The sequence below is a fragment of the Isoptericola hypogeus genome (genome assembly GCF_039531145.1).
GTDB lineage: Bacteria > Actinomycetota > Actinomycetes > Actinomycetales > Cellulomonadaceae > Isoptericola > Isoptericola hypogeus.
The window spans coordinates 1,711,267-1,730,671 of the sequence record NZ_BAAAPM010000003.1 but is presented as its reverse complement, the minus strand read 5'-3'; the positions used below and the strand labels follow the sequence as shown (position 1 = coordinate 1,730,671).

Annotated in this window: 4 protein-coding genes; 2 read left to right on the top strand and 2 right to left on the bottom strand. The window is 71.8% G+C overall.

Annotated elements, in window-relative coordinates; translation table 11 throughout:
• Window positions 1-96: 96 nt before the first annotated feature.
• Together ABD254_RS10050 and ABD254_RS10045 are read right to left on the bottom strand one after the other, a co-directional pair.
• Window positions 97-6,048, bottom strand: a complete 5,952-nt coding sequence (locus ABD254_RS10050) for a CshA/CshB family fibrillar adhesin-related protein (protein ID WP_344248094.1) — start codon at window positions 6,046-6,048, stop codon at window positions 97-99.
• 191 nt (window positions 6,049-6,239) lie between these two features.
• Window positions 6,240-16,523: a DUF7927 domain-containing protein gene (locus ABD254_RS10045; RefSeq protein ID WP_344248092.1), complete on the bottom strand. Its 10,284-nt coding sequence runs from the start codon at window positions 16,521-16,523 to the stop codon at window positions 6,240-6,242.
• Between the two features lie 222 nt (window positions 16,524-16,745).
• Between ABD254_RS10045 and ABD254_RS10040 the strand changes: the two genes are divergently transcribed.
• A complete protein-coding gene (locus ABD254_RS10040) occupies window positions 16,746-18,491 on the top strand; it encodes a SulP family inorganic anion transporter (RefSeq protein ID WP_344248090.1) in 1,746 nt (581 codons plus the stop codon).
• The gene (locus ABD254_RS10035; protein ID WP_344248088.1) at window positions 18,488-19,366 is read left to right on the top strand and encodes a bile acid:sodium symporter; all 879 of its coding nucleotides are present in this window, start codon (window positions 18,488-18,490) and stop codon (window positions 19,364-19,366) included. Before ABD254_RS10040 ends, ABD254_RS10035 begins: the two co-directional genes overlap by 4 nt.
• The last annotated feature ends 39 nt before the right edge of the window (window positions 19,367-19,405 follow it).

Below are 19,405 nucleotides of genomic sequence, written 5' to 3'. Positions count from 1 at the left end.
CATTCCGACGGCTCCGGCTCGACGCTGTCGGGCTCGACGCAGCCGGGCCCGGTCAGGAGCGTGTCCTGACCGGGCCCGGTGCGGCACGGTCCCGCGCTACTCCTCCCGGCGGCTTCCGAACCGGTAGAGCAGCCCGCCGCCGAGCATCAGCAGTGTGGCGATGGCCAGCAGGGTCCCGATCCACTCCGGTCCCGTGCGGGGCAGGATGCCGGGCCCTGCGGGCGTGTCCGGACCCGGCGTGACGGCGGTGCTGGTGGTGCAGTCGTCGTCGCTGGTGCAGCGCCCGCCGGTTCCGTCGGTCGGCGCGACGACGTTCACCAGCGTGCCGTCACCCTCGTCGGGGTCGTCGACCTGGACGGGGTACGTCACCGTCACCCTGCCGCCCACCTCCAGCGGCCCACGCCACTCGAGCACCGGCTCGTCGTACCTGAGCTCGCCGGCGCTCGCCGCCGGGGTTCCCGTCGGCGTCGCGTCGTCCAGCACGTCGCTCAGGTCGTCCGAGAACCCGGCCGGCACGTCGTCCGTGTACGGTGCCGTCCCGGTGGACGTCACCGTGACCGTGTAGGTCACCACGTCGCCCGGGGCCGCCTCGGTGGTGTCGGACGTCTTCGACACCTCGAACGACCGGATCGGCGTGAGGACCTGGCAGCCGGGCGGCATCTGCGGGATCGCCGTCGAGACCCCGAGCGCAGCCCCGCCACCCCCACCGGACGGCATCTCCACCGGGCAGTTCGACTCCTGCGGCCCGAGGACGGCGTTGGCCAGCGTGCCGTCGCCGCTGATCGGGTCGTTCACCGTCACCGAGTACGTCACCGTCGCCGTCTCGCCCGACGCGAGCGCGCCCGACCAGGCGACCTCTCCGTCGTCGAACGAGGCCGAGCCGGTGTCGGCGGCGACGTCGTCGTTGTAGACGGCGTCGTCCAGCACGCCCTCCATGACGTCGGTGAAGAACGCCGGGTCGTCCTCGGTGTAGTCGCCCGTGCCCGTGTTGGTCACCGCGACCGAGTAGGTCACCGTGTCACCCACGGTCACCGCGCCCTCCGGGTCCGCGGTCTTGAGGATCTCCAGGTCCTTGACCGGGTCCGGCTCGATGCAGTCCGGGTCGTCGGACTCCGGGTCCGTGCAGTTCGACTCGCCCGGCCCGAGGACCACGTTGAACACGTTCTCGTCGCCCGTCGGCGGGTCGTTCAGCGTCACGGAGTAGGTGATCGTGGCGACCTCGCCCGGCTCCAGCGGACCGGCCCACGACAGGATCGGCTCCGCGAACGACACCGTCCCGACGTCCGCCGTGGCGTCGTCGTTGAAGACTGCGTCGTCCAGCACCTCGGTGAGGTCGTCGTCGAACGTCGCCGGGTCGGCGTCGGTGTAGGGCACCTGGCCCGTGTTCGTCGCCGTCACCGTGTACGTGATGGTGTCGCCCGGGCGGGCGCCCGCGGCCCCGTCGGAGGTCTTCTCCAGGAACAGCGCCCGCACCGGTACGTCGGTGGCGCACTCTTCCGGCAGCTCGCCCTCGTCATCGGGCAGGCAGTTGGACTCCTCCGGCCCGACGACGGCGTTGGTCAGCGTGCCGTCGCCCGAGACCGGGTTGTTGACCGTGACCGAGTACGTGACCGTCGCCGTCTCGCCCGCAGGCAGCGGACCGCTCCACGCCAGCTCCGGCTCGGCGTACGTCACCTCGCCGACGTCGGCGCTCGCGTCGTCGTCGTAGGTCGCGTCGTCGAGCACCGCCGTGAGGTCGTCCGTGAACGACGCCGGGTCGTCCGCCGTGTAGTCGGCACCGCCCGTGTTCTCGACCGTCACCGTGTACGTCACCGTCGAGCCCGCGTCCACCTGGTCGACGGGGTCGGCGGTCTTGGTGATCGTCAGGTCGCGCACCGGCACCGGCACGTGGCAGCCGTCCTCGTCACCGGTGTCGCAGTTCGACTCCTCCGGCCCCGTGACCGAGTTGTCCAGCACGCGGTCGCCGTCCTCCGTCAGCGGGTCGGCCACCGTCACCGAGTACGTGACCGTCGCGACGTCGCCCGGCTCGAGCGGCCCGGACCATGTCAGCTCGGGATCACCGTCACCTGTCACCGCGCCGATGTCCGCCTCGGCATCGCCGTTGTACTCAGCGTCGTCGGTGACACCGGTCAAATCGTCCGTGAACGTCGCGGGTGCGTCGTCCGTGTACGGCACCTGGCCGGTGTTCTCGACCGTCACGGTGTAGTCCACCTCGCCACCGGCCATGACCTCGGACGGCTCGGCCGTCTTGGTGATCGCGAGCGCCTGGATCGGCACGACCACCTGGCACTCGGGGGCCGGGAACGGCGGGTCGTCGTCGAGCGGGAAGCAGTTGGACACCGGCGGCCCGGAGACCGTGTTGTCCAGGTCGCCGTCGCCCGACACCGGGTCGTTCACCGTCACCGAGTACGTGATGGTCGCCGTCTCGCCGACCCCGAGCGGGCTCTCCCAGTGCAGGGTGGGCTCCTCGTAGGTCGTCTCGCCGACGTCCGCCGACGCGTCGTCGTTGTAGACGGCGTCGTCGAGCACGTCGGTCAGGTCGTCGTCGAACCGCGCCGGCAGGACCTCACCGAACGGGAACTCGCCGGTGTTGGTGACCTCGACCGTGTAGGTCACGACGTCGCCCGGCATCGCCTGCGCGACGTCGGCGGACTTCTCGATCAGCAGCTCGCGGATCGGCGCGCTGGTGAAGCAGTCCTCCTCGGTGCCGTCGTCGCAGTTCGACTCCGGCGGCCCGGTGACGGCGTTGTCCAGCGTCCCGTCGCCCGTGGGCGGGTCGTCCACCGTCACGGAGTACGTGATCGTCGCCGTCTGCCCCGGCTCGAGCGGGCCCGTCCAGGTCAGCGTCGGGTCGGCGAACGTCACCTCGCCGACGTCGGCGGTCGCGGTGTCGTCCCAGGTCGCATCGTCCACCACGCTCGACAGGTCGTCCGTGACGACCGCCGGGTCGGCGTCGGTGTAGGCGACCTGGCCGCTGTTCGTCACCTCGACCGTGTACTCCACGGTCTCGCCGGGCACCACCGCGATCGGGTGGCTGGAGGTCTTGACGATCTCCAGCGCGCGCACCGGCACGTCCGTCGTGCAGCCGGGCTCCGTGCCGTCGTCGCAGCTCGACTCCGGCGGGCCGACCACCGCGTTGGTGAGGGTCCCGTCACCCGAGAGCGGGTCGTTCACCGTCACCGTGTACGTGATCGTCGCGACGTCGCCCGGCTCGAGCGGGCCGTTCCACGACAGCGTGGGCTCGCCGTAGGTGACCTCCCCGACGTCGGCCGCGGCGTCGTCGTTGTACACGGCGTCGTCCAGCACCTCGGTGAGCTCGTCGGTGAGCGTCGCCGGGTCGTCCGCGGTGTACGGCACCTGGCCGGTGTTCTCCACGGTGATCGTGTACTCGACCGTGCCGCCCGGCAGCACCTCGTCGGCCGGGTCGACCGTCTTGGTGATCTCCAGGTCCTTGATCGGGTTCGGCTCCACGCAGTCCGGGTCGAGGGAGCCGGGGTCGGTGCAGTTCGACTCGTCCGGCCCCAGGACGACGTTCTCCATGACGCCGTCGCCGGTGGGCGGGTCGTTCACCGTCACGGAGTAGGTGACCGTCGCTGTGTCTCCCGGCGCAAGCTCGCCGCTCCACGACAGGACCGGGTCCGCGTAGGTCACCTCGCCGGCGTCGGCCGAGGCGTCGTCGTTGTAGGTCGCGTCGTCCAGCACCTCGGTGAGGTCGTCCGTGATCTCGGCCGGGTCGGCCTCGGTGTACGGCACCTGACCGGTGTTCTCCACGGTGACCGTGTACGTCACCACGTCGCCCGGGATCGACTCGCCCGACCCGTCGGACGACTTGACGATCGCCAGCGCGCGCACGGGCACGACGGTGGTGCAGTCCTCCTCGGTGCCGTCGAGGCAGTTGGACTCCGGCGGCCCGGTGACGGAGTTGACGAGCTCGCCGTCGCCGGTCAGCGGGTCGTTCACCGTCACCGTGTACGTGATGGTCGCCGTCTCTCCGGGCGCGAGCGGGCCGGACCACGACAGCTCCGGGTCGCTGAACGTCGCCTCGCCGACGCTCGCCGCGGCGTCGTCGTTGTAGGTCGCGTCGTCGAGCACCTCGCTCAGGTCGTCCGTGACCGTCGCCGGGTCGTCGGCCGTGTACGCGTACTGGCCGGTGTTGGTCACCTCGACCGTGTACTCCACGGTGCCGCCCGCCAGGGCCTCGTCCGCGGGGTCGGAGGTCTTGACGATCTCCAGGTCGCGGACCGGCACGTCGGTGGTGCAGCCCTCCTCCGTGCCGTCGTCGCAGTTCGACTCCTCCGGCCCGACGACGGAGTTGGTGAGCACGCTGTCGCCGGCGACCGGGTCGTCGACCGTCACCGAGTACGTGACCGTCGCCGTCTCGCCGATCGGCAGCGGCCCGGACCACGACAGCTCGGGTTCCGCGTAGTCGGTGGTGCCGACGTCGGCCGCCGCGTCGTCGTTGTAGGTCGCGTCGTCCAGCACCTCGGTCAGGTCGTCGGTGAACGTCGCGGGGGCGTCGGCGGTGTAGTCCACCTCGCCGCTGTTCTCCACGGTCACCGTGTAGTCGACGGTCTCGCCCGCCACGACCGAGCTGGGCTCCGCCGTCTTGGTGATCGTCAGCTCGGGGACGGGCACGTCGACGTTGACCGCGTAGTCCTCGACCTCGCCGCCTCCCGGCGAGATGAGCGTGGGCTGCCCTGCCCCGGCGACGCCGGGGGCGATCCGCAGCCGCATGAAGGTCGGGGCGTCGAGGCTCTCGACCGCGTCGTCCGGGACGGTCCACGTCAGGGTGGCCGACCCGCCCGCACACGGGACGACGTCCGACCTGTTGCCGCCGAACGCGCCGTCGGCCTCCCAGTCGATCCAGCCGGCCACGAAGGCGTCGCCGGCGCACACCACGTCGAGCGAGTACTCCTCGCCGGGCGCGGTGTCGATGACGTCCGGTGGCGTGACGCCGTCCTCGTCGTTGAAGCCGAGGGACGCGTCGGCGTCGTCGCCCGTCGCGTCGGGGCTCGCCAGGTAGCCCGACTCCGGGTCGACGCTCTCGCCGAGGCGGATCTCCGGGGCCGTGGGGGCACCGAGCGCGAAGCCCTCCGTCGAGACGTCCGTCGTCCCCTGCGGCAGGTCGCCGCCGCTCCAGTCCGGGGCGGCGAGGGCGCCGGCCGGACCGTAGCTCTCGGGGGCGTCGCCGAAGTCCGCCAGCGCCACGGCGCCGAGGGCCACCGCGCTGCGGCCGCCGCCCTGGAGCGTCACCGTGGCGCTCGTGGCGCCCTCCATGAAGCCGACGGCGATGGGGCCCGGCGTCTGGTTCACGACGTTGCACTCGCGCGCGTCAGGCGCCAGGGTCAGCGTGCTGCCCGCCAGCGTCGCCTGGACCGCCGTCGTGCACCCCTCGCCGCGGTAGCGGTCGACGATGCGCCAGGTCGCGTCCTGGGTGGGTACCGCGGTGATGAACTCGTCCTCGCGGTTGGGGTTGCCGGTGTTCGAGCTCTCCGCGTCCGCGACCATCAGGCCGGCCAGCTCGATCGGGAAGCCGTCGATGTTCGACGCACAGGTGAAGTCGAACGTCGTCTGGCCGCCGGGGGTGATCGTCTCGTTCGCGAGGCCCGCGATGAGCTGGTTCGAGGTACCCGTGCCGCCGATGTTGTAGAGGTCGTCGAACGCGTCGCCGACGTAGTCGCCCGGGCGGTAGGCGATGAGGCTGTCGCCGGAGACGGACGTGATCGTGCACGTCGTCGAGATGGTGTTGCCGCCGATGGTGCGCGTGCTCGTCCGAGACTCGCCGGCGGTGATCGGGGTGCCGTCGGTGCCCCAGTTGATCCAGTCGACGCCGCCGAGGAACCGGCCCTCGCCTCCGTCGGCGAAGTCGGCCCGGGCGGGCGGGGCGGTCGCGATGTCCACCACGGTGGAGGTCGCGATCACCGTCGTCGTCGCGACCAGCGCGAAGGCGGCGGTGGCGGCCGCCGTGCGGCGCGCCGCCCGGCCCCTGGCGGCCTCACCACGCTGTGAGAGCCAGCCCGTCCGCGTGGACTTGTGGTCGTTCCGCATCGTCTCCCCCTCCGAGACTTGCCTGGACGAACATCACGCAAAGGTCCGCGAGCCAACTTAGGGAGAAGGTGTGACGAGCGCCACCCGAACGCGCGAGCGAGACCATTCTCGACGATACGGCTTGTCCTTATCGCCCCTTATCGAGAGAGAAGTCGGATCTCACCGACGGTGATTCTCGGCCGCCTCCCGCACTATTGCTCCCGCCGCGTGCCGTACCGGTGGAGCAGGCCGCCGCCGAGGGTCAGCAGCAGCGCCACCGCGAGCAGCGTGCCGATCCACTCCGGGCCGGTCCTGGGCAGGATGCCGGGCCCGGCAGGCGCGGTGGGCGGTGTGACCGTGGTCGACGTCGAGCACTCGTCGTCGCTGGTGCAACGCCCGCCCGTACCGTCGGTCGGCGTCACGACGTTCACCAAGGCGCCGTCCCCCTCGTCTGGGTCGCCGACCCGCACCGAGTACGTCACCGTCACGACCCCGTCCACGTCCAGCGGGCCGGTCCACGTGAGCACCGGGTCGGTGAACGACAGCTCGCCGTCGCTCGCGAACGGCGTGCCCTCCGGCGCCGCGTCGTCCAGCACGTCGCTCAGATCGTCGGAGAAGCCGGCGGGGACCTCGTCCGTGTACGGCGCCGTCCCGGTGGACGTCACCGTGACCGTGTAGGTCACCACGTCGCCCGGGGCCGCCTCGGTGGTGTCGGACGTCTTGGACACCTCGAACGACCGGATCGGCGTGAGGACCTGGCAGCCGGGCGGCATCTGCGGAATCGCGGTCGACACCCCAAGCGCCGTCGACAGCCCACCGGCAGCAGCGCCCCCGCCACCCGACGGCATCTCCACCGGGCAGTTGGACTCCTGCGGCCCGAGGACCGCGTTCGCCAGCGTGCCGTCCCCGCTCCTCGGGTCGTTCACGGTCACCGAGTACGTGATCGTCGCCGTCTGGCCCGGCTCGAGCGCGCCCGACCAGGCCAGCTCGGGCTCCGTGTAGCCCACGTCGCCGACGTCCGCGGCCGCGTCGTCGCCGAAGACCGCGTCGTCCAGCACGTTCGACAGGTCGTCGGTGAAGAACGCGGGGTCGTCCTCGGTGTAGGGGGCCGTCCCCGTGTTCGTCACCTGGATCGTGTAGGTCACCGTGTCGCCCACGGTCACCGCGCCCTCCGGGTCGGCCGACTTGAGGATCTCCAGGCCCTTGACCGGGTCGGGCTCGATGCAGTCCGGGTCGTCCGACTCCGGGTCGGTGCAGTTCGACTCGTCCGGCCCGAGCACCACGTTGAACAGGTTCTCGTCGCCCGACGGCGGGTCGTCCAGCGTCACCGAGTACGTGATCGTGGCGACCTCGCCCGGCTCCAGCGGCCCGGACCAGGTCAGGATCGGCTCCGCGTACGACGCCGTCCCGACGTCCGCCGCGGCGTCGTCGTTGAACACCGCGTCGTCCAGCACCTCGGTGAGGTCGTCGTCGAACGTCGCCGGGTCGTCGTCGGTGTAGGGCACCTGGCCCGTGTTCGTCGCAGTCACCGTGTACGTGATGGTGTCGCCCGGCCGTGCGCCCGCGGCCCCGTCCGACGTCTTCTCGAGGTGCAACGCCCGCACGGGCACGTCCGCACCGCACTCAGGGTCCTCGGCCCCGTCCTCGCAGTTCGACTCCTCCGGCCCCACCACCACGTTCGTCAGGGTCCCGTCCCCGGTCAGCGGGTTGTTCACCGTCACCGAGTACGTGATCGTGGCCGTCTCGCCCACCGCAAGCGCGCCCGACCACGCCAGCTCCGGCTCGGCGTACGCCACCTCGCCGACGTCGGCCGTGGCGTCGTCGTCGAAGGTCGCGTCGTCCAGCACCTCCGTGAGGTCGTCCGTGAACGACGCCGGGTCGTCCGCCGTGTAGTCCACGCCGCCCGTGTTCTCCACCGTCACCGTGTAGGTCACCGTCGAGCCGGCGTCCACCTGGCCGACGGGGTCCGCGGACTTGCTGATCGTCAGGTCCCTGATCGGGTCGGGCTCGACGCAGTCCGGGTCGGCCGACCCGGGGTCGGTGCAGTTCGACTCCGGCGGGCCGACCACGACGTTGACCATCTCCCCGTCGCCCGACGGCGGGTCGTTCACCGTGACCGAGTACGTGACCGTCGCGACCTCGCCCGGCGCAAGGGCGCCGGACCAGGACAGCGTCGGCTCCGCGTAGGTCACCTCGCCGACGTCCGCCGCGGCGTCGTCGTCGAACGTCGCGTCGTCCAGCACCTCCGTCAGGTCGTCCGTGAACGTCGCCGGCGCGGCCTCGGTGTACGGCACCTGGCCGATGTTCGTCGCCGTGACCGTGTACGTCACGACGTCGCCCGGCTGGGCCTCGCCCGCGCCGTCCGACGTCTTCTCCAGGAGGAGCGCCCGCACGGGCACCGGCACGTGGCAGCCGTCCTCGGTCCCCGCGTCGCAGCTCGACTCCGGGGGCCCGACGACGGCGTTGTCCAGCGTCCCGTCGCCGCTGAGGGGGTCGTTCACGGTGACGGAGTAGGTGATCGTGGCCGTGTCCCCGGGCTCGAGCGCCCCCTCCCAGGCCAGCTCCGGCTCCGCGTACGTCACGGTCCCCACGTCCGCCGCCGCGTCGTCGTCGAACGTCGCATCGTCCAGGACGCCGGACAGGTCGTCCGTAAAGGTTGCCGGCGCGTCGTCGGAGTACGCCACCTGGCCGGTGTTCGTCACCGTGACCGAGTAGTCGACCGTGCCGCCCGGCAGCACCTCGCCCGACGGGTCCGCCGTCTTGACGATCTCCAGCGCCCGGACGGGCACGTCCGTACCGCAGGCGGCGTCGTCGGAGCCGGGCTCGCAGTTGGATTCGTCCGGGCCGACGACGGCGTTCGTCAGCGTGCCGTCGCCCGACGGCGGGTCGTCCACCGTCACGGAGTACGTGATGGTCGCGGTCTCGCCGGCCGGCAGGGCACCCGACCACGACAGGATCGGCTCCGCGAACGAGACCGCGCCGACGTCGGCAGCGGCGTCGCCGTTCCAGGTCGCGTCGTCCAGCACCGCGGAGAGGTCGTCCGTGAACGTCGCCGGACTGAGCGCCGTGTACGCGACCTGGCCGGTGTTCTCGACGGTCACGGTGTACGCCACGGTGCCCCCGGGCAGGACCTCGCCCGACGGGTCCGCCGTCTTGCTGATCTCCAGCGCCCGCACCGGCACCGGCACGTGGCACCCGTCCTCGCTGCCGTCGTCGCAGTTCGACTCCGGCGGCCCGACCACGGCGTTCTCCAGCGTCCCGTCTCCGGTGAGCGGGTCGTTCACCGTCACGGAGTACGTGATCGTCGCCGACTCGCCCGCCGGCAGCGCCCCCTCCCAGGCCAGCTCCGGCTCCGCGTAGGTCACCTCGCCGGCGTCTGCCGAGGCGTCGTCGTTGTACGTCGCGTCGTCCAGCACCTCCGTGAGGTCGTCCGTGAACGTCGCCGGGTTCAGCGCCGTGTACGCGACCTGGCCGGCGTTCGTCACCGTGACCGTGTACTCGACCGTGCCGCCCGGCAGCACCTCGCCCGACGGGTCCGCCGTCTTGCTGATCTCCAGCGCCCGCACCGGAACGGGCACGTGGCACCCGTCCTCGCTCCCGTCGTCGCAGTTCGACTCCGGCGGCCCGACCACGGCGTTCTCCAGCGTCCCGTCGCCGGACACGGGGTCGTTCACCGTCACCGAGTACGCGATCGTCGCCGTCTCGCCCGCGGGCAGCGGACCGGACCACGACAGGATCGGATCCGCGAACGAGACCGCACCCACGTCCGCCGTCGCGTCGCCGTCCCACGACGCGTCGTCGAGCACGTTCGTCAGGTCGTCCGTGAAGGACGCCGGGTCGTCCGCCGTGTAGTCCGCGCCGCCGGTGTTCGTCACGGTCACCGTGTACTCGACGGTCCCGCCCGGGAGCACCTCGCCCGACGGGTCGGCGGTCTTGGTGATCTCCAGCGCCTTGACCGGGACGGGCACGTGGCAGCCGTCCTCGCTGCCATCATCACAGTTTGACTCCTCCGGCCCCACGACGGCGTTGTCCAGCACGCCGTCGCCGGTCGGCGGGTCGTTCACCGTCATCGAGTACGTGATCGTCGCGGTCGCACCAGACGCGAGGGCGCCCGACCAGGACAGCGTCGGCTCCGCGTAGGTCACCTCGCCGGCGTCGGCCGCCGCGTCGCCGTCGTACGTCGCGTCGTCGAGCACCTCGGACAGGTCGTCGGTGAACGACGCCGGGTCGGCGTCCGTGTAGTCCGCCCCACCGGTGTTGGTCACCGTGATCGTGTACTCCACCGCGGAGCCGGGGGTGACCTCGTCGGCCGGGTCGGCCGTCTTCGTGATCTCCAGTGCGCGAACGGGTACCGGCACGTGGCAGCCGTCCTCGCTGCCGTCGTCGCAGTTCGACTCCGGCGGGCCGACGACGGCGTTGTCCAGCGTCCCGTCGCCCGACGGCGGGTCGTTCACGGTCACGGAGTACGTGATGGTCGCGGTCTCGCCCGGTTCGAGCGCCCCCGACCACGTCAGCTCCGGCTCCGCGTACGACGTCGCCCCCAGGTCCGCCGTCGCGTCCCCGTTGTAGACCGCGTCGTCCAGCACTCCCGACAGGTCGTCGTCGAACGTGGCCGGGCCGTCGGCGGTGTACGCCACCTGGCCCGTGTTCTCGACGGTGACCGTGTAGGTCACCGTCTCGCCCGGGAGCACCTCGTCCGCCGGGTCCGCCGACTTCGCGATCTCGAGCGCGCGGACCGGGTTGGGCTCGATGCAGTCCGGGTCGGTGGCGCCCGGGTCGGTGCAGTTCGACTCCGGCGGGCCCACGACGACGTTGAGCATCTCGCCGTCGCCCGACGGCGGGTCGTTCACGGTCACCGTGTACGTGATCGTCGCCGTCTCGCCGGGCTCGAGCGGGCCGCTCCACGACAGCGTCGGGTCGGCGAACGCCGCCTCGCCGACGTCCGCGGTCACCTCGCCGAACGTCGCGTCGTCGAGCACCTCGGTCAGGTCGTCGTCGAACGTCGCCGGGCCGTCGGGGGTGTACGGCACCTGGCCCGAGTTCTCGACCGTGATCGTGTACGTCACGGTGTCGCCCGGCAGCGCCTCGCCCGCGCCGTCGGACGACTTCACGATGGTCAGCGCCCGCACGGGGACGTCGGTGCCGCAGCCGGGCTCGGTGCCGTCGACACAGCCCGACTCCGGCGGCCCGACGACGGCGTTGGTGAGCGTGCCGTCGCCCGACACGGGGTCGTTCACGGTCACCGAGTACGTGATCGTCGCCGTGTCACCAGGCGCGAGCGCGCCGCTCCACGACAGCGTCGGCTCCGCGTACGTCGCCTCGCCCACGTCCGCCGTGGCGTCGTCGTTGAACGTCGCGTCGTCGAGCACGTCGGTGAGGTCGTCGTCGAACGTCGCCGGGTTCAGCGCGGTGTACGGCGCCTGGCCGGAGTTGGTCACCGTGACGGTGTAGTCCACCGTGTCGCCCGGCAGCGCCTCGTCGGCCGGGTCGGCGGTCTTGGTGATGATCAGGTCGCGGACCGGCACGTCGGTGCTGCAGCCAGGCTCCGTGCCGTCGTCGCAGCCCGACTCTGGCGGCCCGACGACGGCGTTCGTCAGTGTGCCGTCGCCGGTGAGCGGGTCGTTCACCGTCACGGAGTACGTGATGGTCGCCGTCTCGCCCGCCGGCAGGGGGCCGGACCACGACAGCGTCGGGTCCGCGAACGCCACGGCGCCGATGTCCGCGGTCGCGTCGCTGTTCCAGGTGGCGTCGTCGAGCACGTCGGTGAGGTCGTCGTCGAACGTCGCCGGGTCCAGCGCGGTGTACGGCACCTGGCCGGTGTTCTCCACGGTCACGGTGTAGGTCACGGTGCCACCCGGCAGCACCTCGCCGTCGGGGTCCGCCGTCTTCGTGATCTCCAGGGCGCGCACCGGGACGTCGGTGGTGCAGTCGGTCTCCGTGCCGTCGTCGCAGTTGGATTCCGGGGGCCCGACAACGGCGTTGGTGAGCGTGCCGTCGCCGGTGAGCGGGTCGTTCACCGTCACGGAGTATGTGACGGTAGCGACGTCACCCGGCGCCAGCGCGCCCTCCCAGGTCAGCTGCGGTTCGTCGTAGTTCACCTCGCCCACGTCCGCGCTCGCGTCGTCGTCGAACGTCGCGTCGTCCAGCACCTCGGTCAGGTCGTCGGTGAACGTCGCCGGGTCCTGCACCGTGTACGGCGCCTGGCCGATGTTCTCGACCGTCACCGTGTAGTCGACCGTGTCTCCGGGCAGCGCCTCGTCGGCCGGGACGACGGTCTTGGTGATGGCCAGCGCCCGGACCGGCACCACGATCGTGCAGTCCTCCTCGGTGCCGTCGACGCAGTTCGACTCCGGCGGCCCGACGACGGCGTTGGTCAGCTCGCCATCGCCGCTGGGCGGGTCGTCCACGGTCACCGAATAGGTGATGGTCGCGGTCTCCCCGACCGCGAGCGGCCCGGACCAGGACAGCTCCGGCGCGGTGTACGACGGCGTGCCGACGTCAGCCGAGGCGTCGTCGTTGAACGCCGCGTCGTCCAGCACCTCGGTGAGGTCGTCGGTGAAGGTCGCCGGGTCCTCGGCCGTGTAGTCCGTCTCGCCCGAGTTCTCCACCGTGACCGTGTACTCGACCGTGCCCCCCGGCAGCGCCTCGTCGGCCGGGTCCGCGGTCTTGGTGATCGTCAGGCCCGGCTGTGGCAGGTCCTCGTTGGTGAACGTGCACAGCACGGCCGCGCCGACCCCGCCGGCGGTGGCCGGCGGCATCGTGAACTCACCCTCGATGCCCTCGCCCTCGGCGATCACGGAGTCGTCGATCTGGTTCACGCACTGCCACGTCGTCGTGTAGTTCGTCAGGTCGGTGGTGCCCGCCGGCGTCTCGGTGACCGTGTAGGTCTCGCCGACCAACGCCATCAGGGGGCCGCCGAACTCGCCCGCCTCGTCCTGCAGTCCGAGGTCCTCGCCGGTGGTCGTGCCCGTGTTGCCCAGGCCGTCGACAATCCCTCCGCCGGTGATGGACACCGTGAACTGGTCCGTGGGGTCGCGCCGGTCGACGACGTCCTTCATCACCTCGATCGTGGCCGGCGTCGCGCACGACGCGAGATCGACGCTCAGTCCCGACGGCGAGAGCGACGGACTCGCGACCACCTGCCCCGAGCTGGGGTTGACCTGGTACAGCGTGTTCGCGCTGCTCACGTACATGTACCCGGCGACGTCGACCGCCAGCCCGTTGATCGAGTCGTCGGCGGCGATCGTGGCGATCTGCTGCCCGGCGACGGCGACGGGCGAGGGCTGCTCCGTGGACGGCAGCGGCCCCGAGGCCACGTACACGTTGTTGGAACCTCCTGCCCCCGCGGACAGGTAGAGGTTGCCGAAGCTGTCGAACGCCCAGTCGCCGTTCGCCCCCGGAGCGCCCGGGATCGAGATCGAGGCCACGTGGCCCAGGTCCGTCGAGGTGGCCGGGTCGAACGCGTACACCTGGGCCGTGCTCCCGCTGATGTTGCCGTAGTAGTAGACGCCGGTCGCTCGGTCGACTGCACCGTGGGTCGCGGCGACACTCTGCCCGGTGCCGAAGGTCGCCGTGGTCTCGGTCGCGGTGTCGAAGACGAAGACGTCGGTCCCGGAGTGGCTGAAGGCGTACTGCCCGTCGCCGGAGATCCCGAGCGCGTTGATGCCGCCCGTGGGCGCGAACTGGTGGACCGGCGTCATCACGCCCGTGCTGGTGTTCACCTCGTAGAGGTTCCACGGGCTGTTGCTCTGGATCGAGTACACCGTCTCGCACGTCAGCGGCTCGCTCTGCACGGTGACGGGGTAGTCCTCCACCTCGCCGGCGGAGACGGGACCCGTCGGCGAGGGGTCGGCGACGGCCCCCGCGAACAGCCGGAACCGTGCGTACGAGTCACCCGGCACCGTCGCGCCGGGGAACGTCAGCTCGTAGTCCGCCGTCCCCGACCCGGCCGGGACCTCGACGGTGACGAGCTCGTCCGCCTCGAACGTGCCGTTGCCGTCCAGGTCGACCCACCCCGCCAGGGTCGCCGCATCGTCCGTGGTGTTCGTGGCCGCGACCGTGACCGTCGCCTCGACGCCGGTGGTGAGGGTGATCGGGTCGGCGACGGCACCTTCGTCGTCCACCCCCGCCGTGTCGTCGCCGTCGGCGCCCGCACCGGGCATCCCGTCATCCTCGGAGTCCACCGTGGCCGAGTCGCCGAGCATGAGCGGCGCGGTGTTCGTGGACTCGTCGTAGTCGACCAGCCCGTGTCGGGCCCCGTCGGCGTCCAGCGTCGTCGCGTAGGTGTCGGGCGCATCTCCGAAGTCGACGACGATCGGGGCGGTGGCACACCGTGCGCCGTCGTTCTGCCCCACGCCTCCCGGCCCCTGCGCGAAGAACGACGCCGTGACGGCCGCAGTGTCGATGCGGTAGATCGCGCCACTCGTGTTGTTGCCGGCGTAGAGGTTTCCGTCGGCATCGAAGTACACCGCGCCGAAAAGATTCGTCTCGCCGGTGATGCCGGAGAGCAGCCCGAGATCCGTGGCCGTGAGCTCCGCACCGTCGTAGTCGACGCGCACGAGGTGCCGTGCCGTGCCGCCGACGACCGTCGCCACCTGGTACAGGAGCCCGTCGACGGGGTTGACCGCCCAGTCGTTGTCGAGGCTCAGACCGGTCGGCTGCGGGAGCGTCCCGGTGTCGAGGGTCTGCGCGTAGGTCGGGGAGTCGGGGTCGACGTCGATCGCTGCCCAAGACCACGCCGTTCCCTGTCCGGCACTCGGGTTGGCCCCCCAGTAGACGCCGTCCCCGTCCACGTCGCCCGCGCCGAACAGCGTGGACGCGCTCGTCCCCTCCGGCAGACCCAGGTTCTCGACGTCGTAGTCCGCGCCGATCCGCACCAGTCCGGCGGGCTCGGACGTCCCCCCGGGACTGGCGCTGTTGCTCCATCCGTAGACGTAGCCGTCGAGCAGGTTGTAGCCGATGCCGTTGATGTGCGAGTCGTAGAAGCCTGTGGCTTCTTGCGTGAACTCACCCGTGACGAGGTCGCCGACCCACGACTCGCTCGGCACGTCCTGGAACAGGTAGGCATCCCCTGTGCAGACGAACGGCGGCCCGGCCGTCACCTGCGCTACCACCGGATGGTCCTCGACCTCGCCGCCCGCGGCCGCGCCGGTCGGCGACGGGTCGGCCACGTCCCCCGCGAACAGGCGCAGGCGCAGGAACGTCTCGCCGGTGGTTGCGGCGGGCAGCATGACGCTGTACGTGTCGGTGCCGGACGACGCGGGGACGGACGTGGTGACCAGCTCGCCGGCGTCGTACGTACCGCTGTGGTCGGCGTCGAGCCAGGCCGCGAGCGTGGCCGGTTCGGCGCTGTCGTTGGTCACCGTCACGGGGACGGAGGTCTCCTGGCCGGCCGTCACCGTGACCGGTGCGATGACCGCACCCTCGTCGTCCACCCCTGCGGCGTCGTCGGAGTCCGCGGTGGCCGAGGCGACACCGTCGATCTCGTCGTCCACCGTGTTCGCGTCGCCGAGCATCAGGGGCGCGGTGTGGGTCGCGGGGTCGTAGTCCACGAGGCTGTGGCGGGCGCCGTCGTCGGCCAGCGACGTGCCGTACGACGCGGGCGCGTCGCCGAAGTCCACAGGCAGGGGCGCCGCCGCGCACCGGGCGCCGTCGTTCGCGGTCGACGCCGGCCCGAAGGCGAAGAACTCCGTGGTGGCCGCGGACGGGTCGTTCAGGTCGACCCGCCAGATGTGCCCGCTGCCGTTGCCCGAGCCGTAGAGGAAGCCGTCGGCGTCCGCGTACACCGCGCCGAACGCCCGGTAGTTCCCCGTCTGCCCGGGCGGCTGGGTGAGCGATCCGTCCGGCGCCGTCAGCACCCCAAGGGCGGCGGCGGCCGTGGACACCCCGGTCGCCGGGTCGAAGCGGTGCAGGATCGCCTGGCCGGAGCCGGCTCCGTAGCCGACGGAGTAGAACATGCCGTCGAGCGGGCTGTAGGCCCAGTCGGCGCCGCCGAGACTTCCGGGCGCCGTGCCCTGCTGGACGTCGGTGGTCCCCGAGTCCACGATCTGCAGGTACGTGGGCGACCCGGGGCGAAGGTCGACGGCCGCCCACGGGGTCCGGTCGACCGTCGAGTTGCGGATGTACCAGAGGCCCTGAGGGGTGACGTCGCCCATGTTCGTGTTGACGGGGAACGTGACCGAGTCGTCGAGAGGGCCGAGGTTCTCCGTGGCGCCGTCGTCGTGGATCCGTATGACGTCGTCGGCCGACGAGACGCCGTAGACGAAGTCGTCGAGCACGTTGTACCCGATGGAGTTGATGCCGGTGGGGAAGATGTTGTCGGCGATCTGCTCGCTCTCACCCGTGGCGATGTCCACCGCGTAGAAGTCGGGCACGGTGTTCTGCACCAGGAAGCCTTCGGCCGGGCACTCGAAAGGCGCGGCGGCGGCCTCGGGAGCGGGGACGATCGGCGTCGAGGTGGCCACGACCGCGCCACCGAGCGCGAGCGTCCCCGCCACCGTCGCCGACACCGCTCGCCGGCGGGCAACCCGCCTCGACGACCCACGACGATCCACCATCAGTGCCCTCCCACACTCCGGCGCGTCGGCCCCAAGGAGGCGTCGCGCCCCGGGCACCGCTATCGAGAGTGGCAGAGATCGCACCATGTGGCGCGGCGAGCAAGGGCGACGACCGCGTCGACCCAGGTCGCGGGACCGATGAGCGTGGGGCAGGGTGCTGGGGTGCGTGCACCGAAACCCACCCCGCGCGACGTCGTGTCCGGCTTCGTGACCGGGCTGTTCTCCATCCCCGAGGGCATGGCGTACGCGACGGTCGGCGGATTCTCGGCGCCGCTGGGCCTGTGGTCGGGCGCGGTGCCCACCGTGATCGGCTCGATCTTCTCCCGCACCGTGCTCATGGTCACGACGCTGACCAGCGCGATCGCCCTGTCGGCGCGCAGCGTGCTCACTGACGCGGGGCTGGACCCCGGCGACCTGGGGGCGATCGCCGCGCTCACGCTCATGGTCGGGCTGTGGATGGTGCTGCTCGGGGTGCTCAAGCTCGGCTCGGTGATGTCGTTCGTCTCGACGGCGGTGATGACGGGCTTCACCGCCGGCATCGCCGTGCAGATCGTCGCGGGGGTGGTCAAGGACGCGACCGGCTACTCGCCGCAGTCCCACAACACGGTGGGCAAGCTCGTCGAGGGCCTCGTGCACGTCGGGGACTGGGACGGGCCGACCGTCGCCGTGGCCGGCGCGACGGTCGCCGCCTGGGCGGCGCTCAGCCTCGTGCCGCGGCTGCGCAAGACGGCGACGCTCGTGTCGCTCGTCGTCGTCACGGTGATCGTCACGCTGCTGGGCACGGACGTGGAGCGGGTCAGCGACATCGCCGCGATCCCCCGCTCCCTGCCGCCGCTCACGCTGCCCGACGCCGGCGCGCTGCCGGAGCTCACGGCCGGCGGACTCGCGATCGCGCTCATCGCGCTCGCCCAGGCGGCGGGCATCGGGGCCGCGGTCCCCAACCCGGACGGGTCTCGCACCGACGTCTCCAAGGACTTCACCGCGCAGGGGCTCGCGAACGTCGCGGGCGGCTTCTTCGGCGCGCTGCCCACCGGCGGCTCGTTGTCCCGCACCGGCGTCGCGACCAGCGGCGGCGCGCAGACCCGCTGGGCCGGCATCTTCGCCGGCGTCTGGCTCGTCGTCCTCGTGCTCGCCCTCGGGCCGCTCGCCGGCGAGATCCCGATGGCCGTCATCGGCGGCCTGCTGATCGTCATCGGCGGCGAGCTGGTGGTAGGCCGGTGGGCCGACATCGTCCTCGTGCTGCGCACGTCGTGGCTGTCCGCGGCGGCGATGGTCGTGACGTTCGCCGCGACCACGCAGCTCCCGCTGCAGCAGGCGATCTTCCTCGGGGCCGGGCTGTCGATCGTGCTGTTCGCGGTGCAGTCGGCCAAGCGCGGACGCCTGGTGCACCTCGTCCCGACGGGCGACGGCGACTTCCGGGTCGACGACGCCCCTGCGGTCCTGCCCAGCGGGCGCACCACGGTGCTGCACTACGTCGGGTCCGGATTCTTCGCCGAGGTGAACCGGCTCGAGGAGGAGTGGCCGCACACGGCCGACACCCGTGATGCCGCCCTGGTGATCTCGTTGCGCGGGTCCGTCGGCATCCCGTCGACCACGTTCCTCAAGTCGCTCGACCGCCTGCTCGACCGCTGGCACGACCACGGCGTCGAGGTGGTGGTGTGCGGCGTCCCGGAGGAGCTCGGGCGTCGGTTCGCCACCGGGGGTGTCTCACGGCGTCTGCAGGACTCCGTCGTCCCGCAGACGGACATGCTCCTGGGCTCCGTGCGCCAGGCCTACGACCTCGCCGAGCGCCGGCGCACCTCCCGAGCCCGCACCTCCCCGCCCGCCTCGCCGCCGCCCGCCTCGCCGCCGCCCGCCTCGCCGCCGCCCGACGACGGCGGCCCTCCACTCGACCAGGAGTCCCCGTGACAGACGTCCTCACCGGCATCGCGCAGGTCGCGATCCTCACGTTCGTGCTGACGTCGATGGTCGGCCTCGGCCTCTCGCTGACCGTGCAGCAGATCCTCACGCCGCTGAGGAACGTCCGGCTGGTGGTGCTGGGCCTCGTGACGAGCTTCGTCGTCGCGCCGGCGGCCGCGTGGGGCGTCGCCGCGCTGTTCGGGCTGAGCGACTCCCAGAGCCTGGGGCTGCTGCTGCTCGGCGTCGCCGCGGGCGCCCCGTTCCTGCCCAAGCTGGCGCAGCTCGCGCACGGCGAGGTGCCGTACTCGGTGGGGCTGATGGTGCTGCTCATGGTGGTCACCGTGGCCTACGTGCCGCTGGTGCTGCCGCTGCTCGTCGACGGCGTCACCGTGAGCGCGTGGGACATCGCGCGGCCGCTGCTGCTGCTCATGCTGCTGCCGCTCGCCGTCGCGCTCGTCGTGCGGGCGCGCTACCCCGAGGCCGCGAAGGTCGCCCCGATCCTCAACCGCATCTCGACGGCAGCGCTCGCGCTCGGCATCGGCGCGGCCGTGCTCGTCGGGCTGCCCGCCATCTGGGACCAGGTCGGCACGGGGGTCCTGCTCGCGACGCTGCTGTTCACCGTCGTGCTGCTGGTCGTCGGCTGGCTGCTCGGCGGCTCCGGGCGCGCCGAGCGGTCGGTGACGTCGCTCGGGACGGCGCAGCGCAACCTCTCCGCCGCACTCCTCATCGCCGGCACGAGCTTCGTCGCCACGCCCGAGGTACTGGTCACGGTGATGGTGGCCTCGCTGCTGCTCACCGCCGTGCTGCTGCTCACCGCCGCGGAGCTCGGCAAGCGGGCTCCGGACGGCGGGCAGGGGGCCGCACCCGCGTCCGCCGAGGGCTGAACACTCGCCGCGCGGAACCCGGCGAACGGTGCCAGCCTG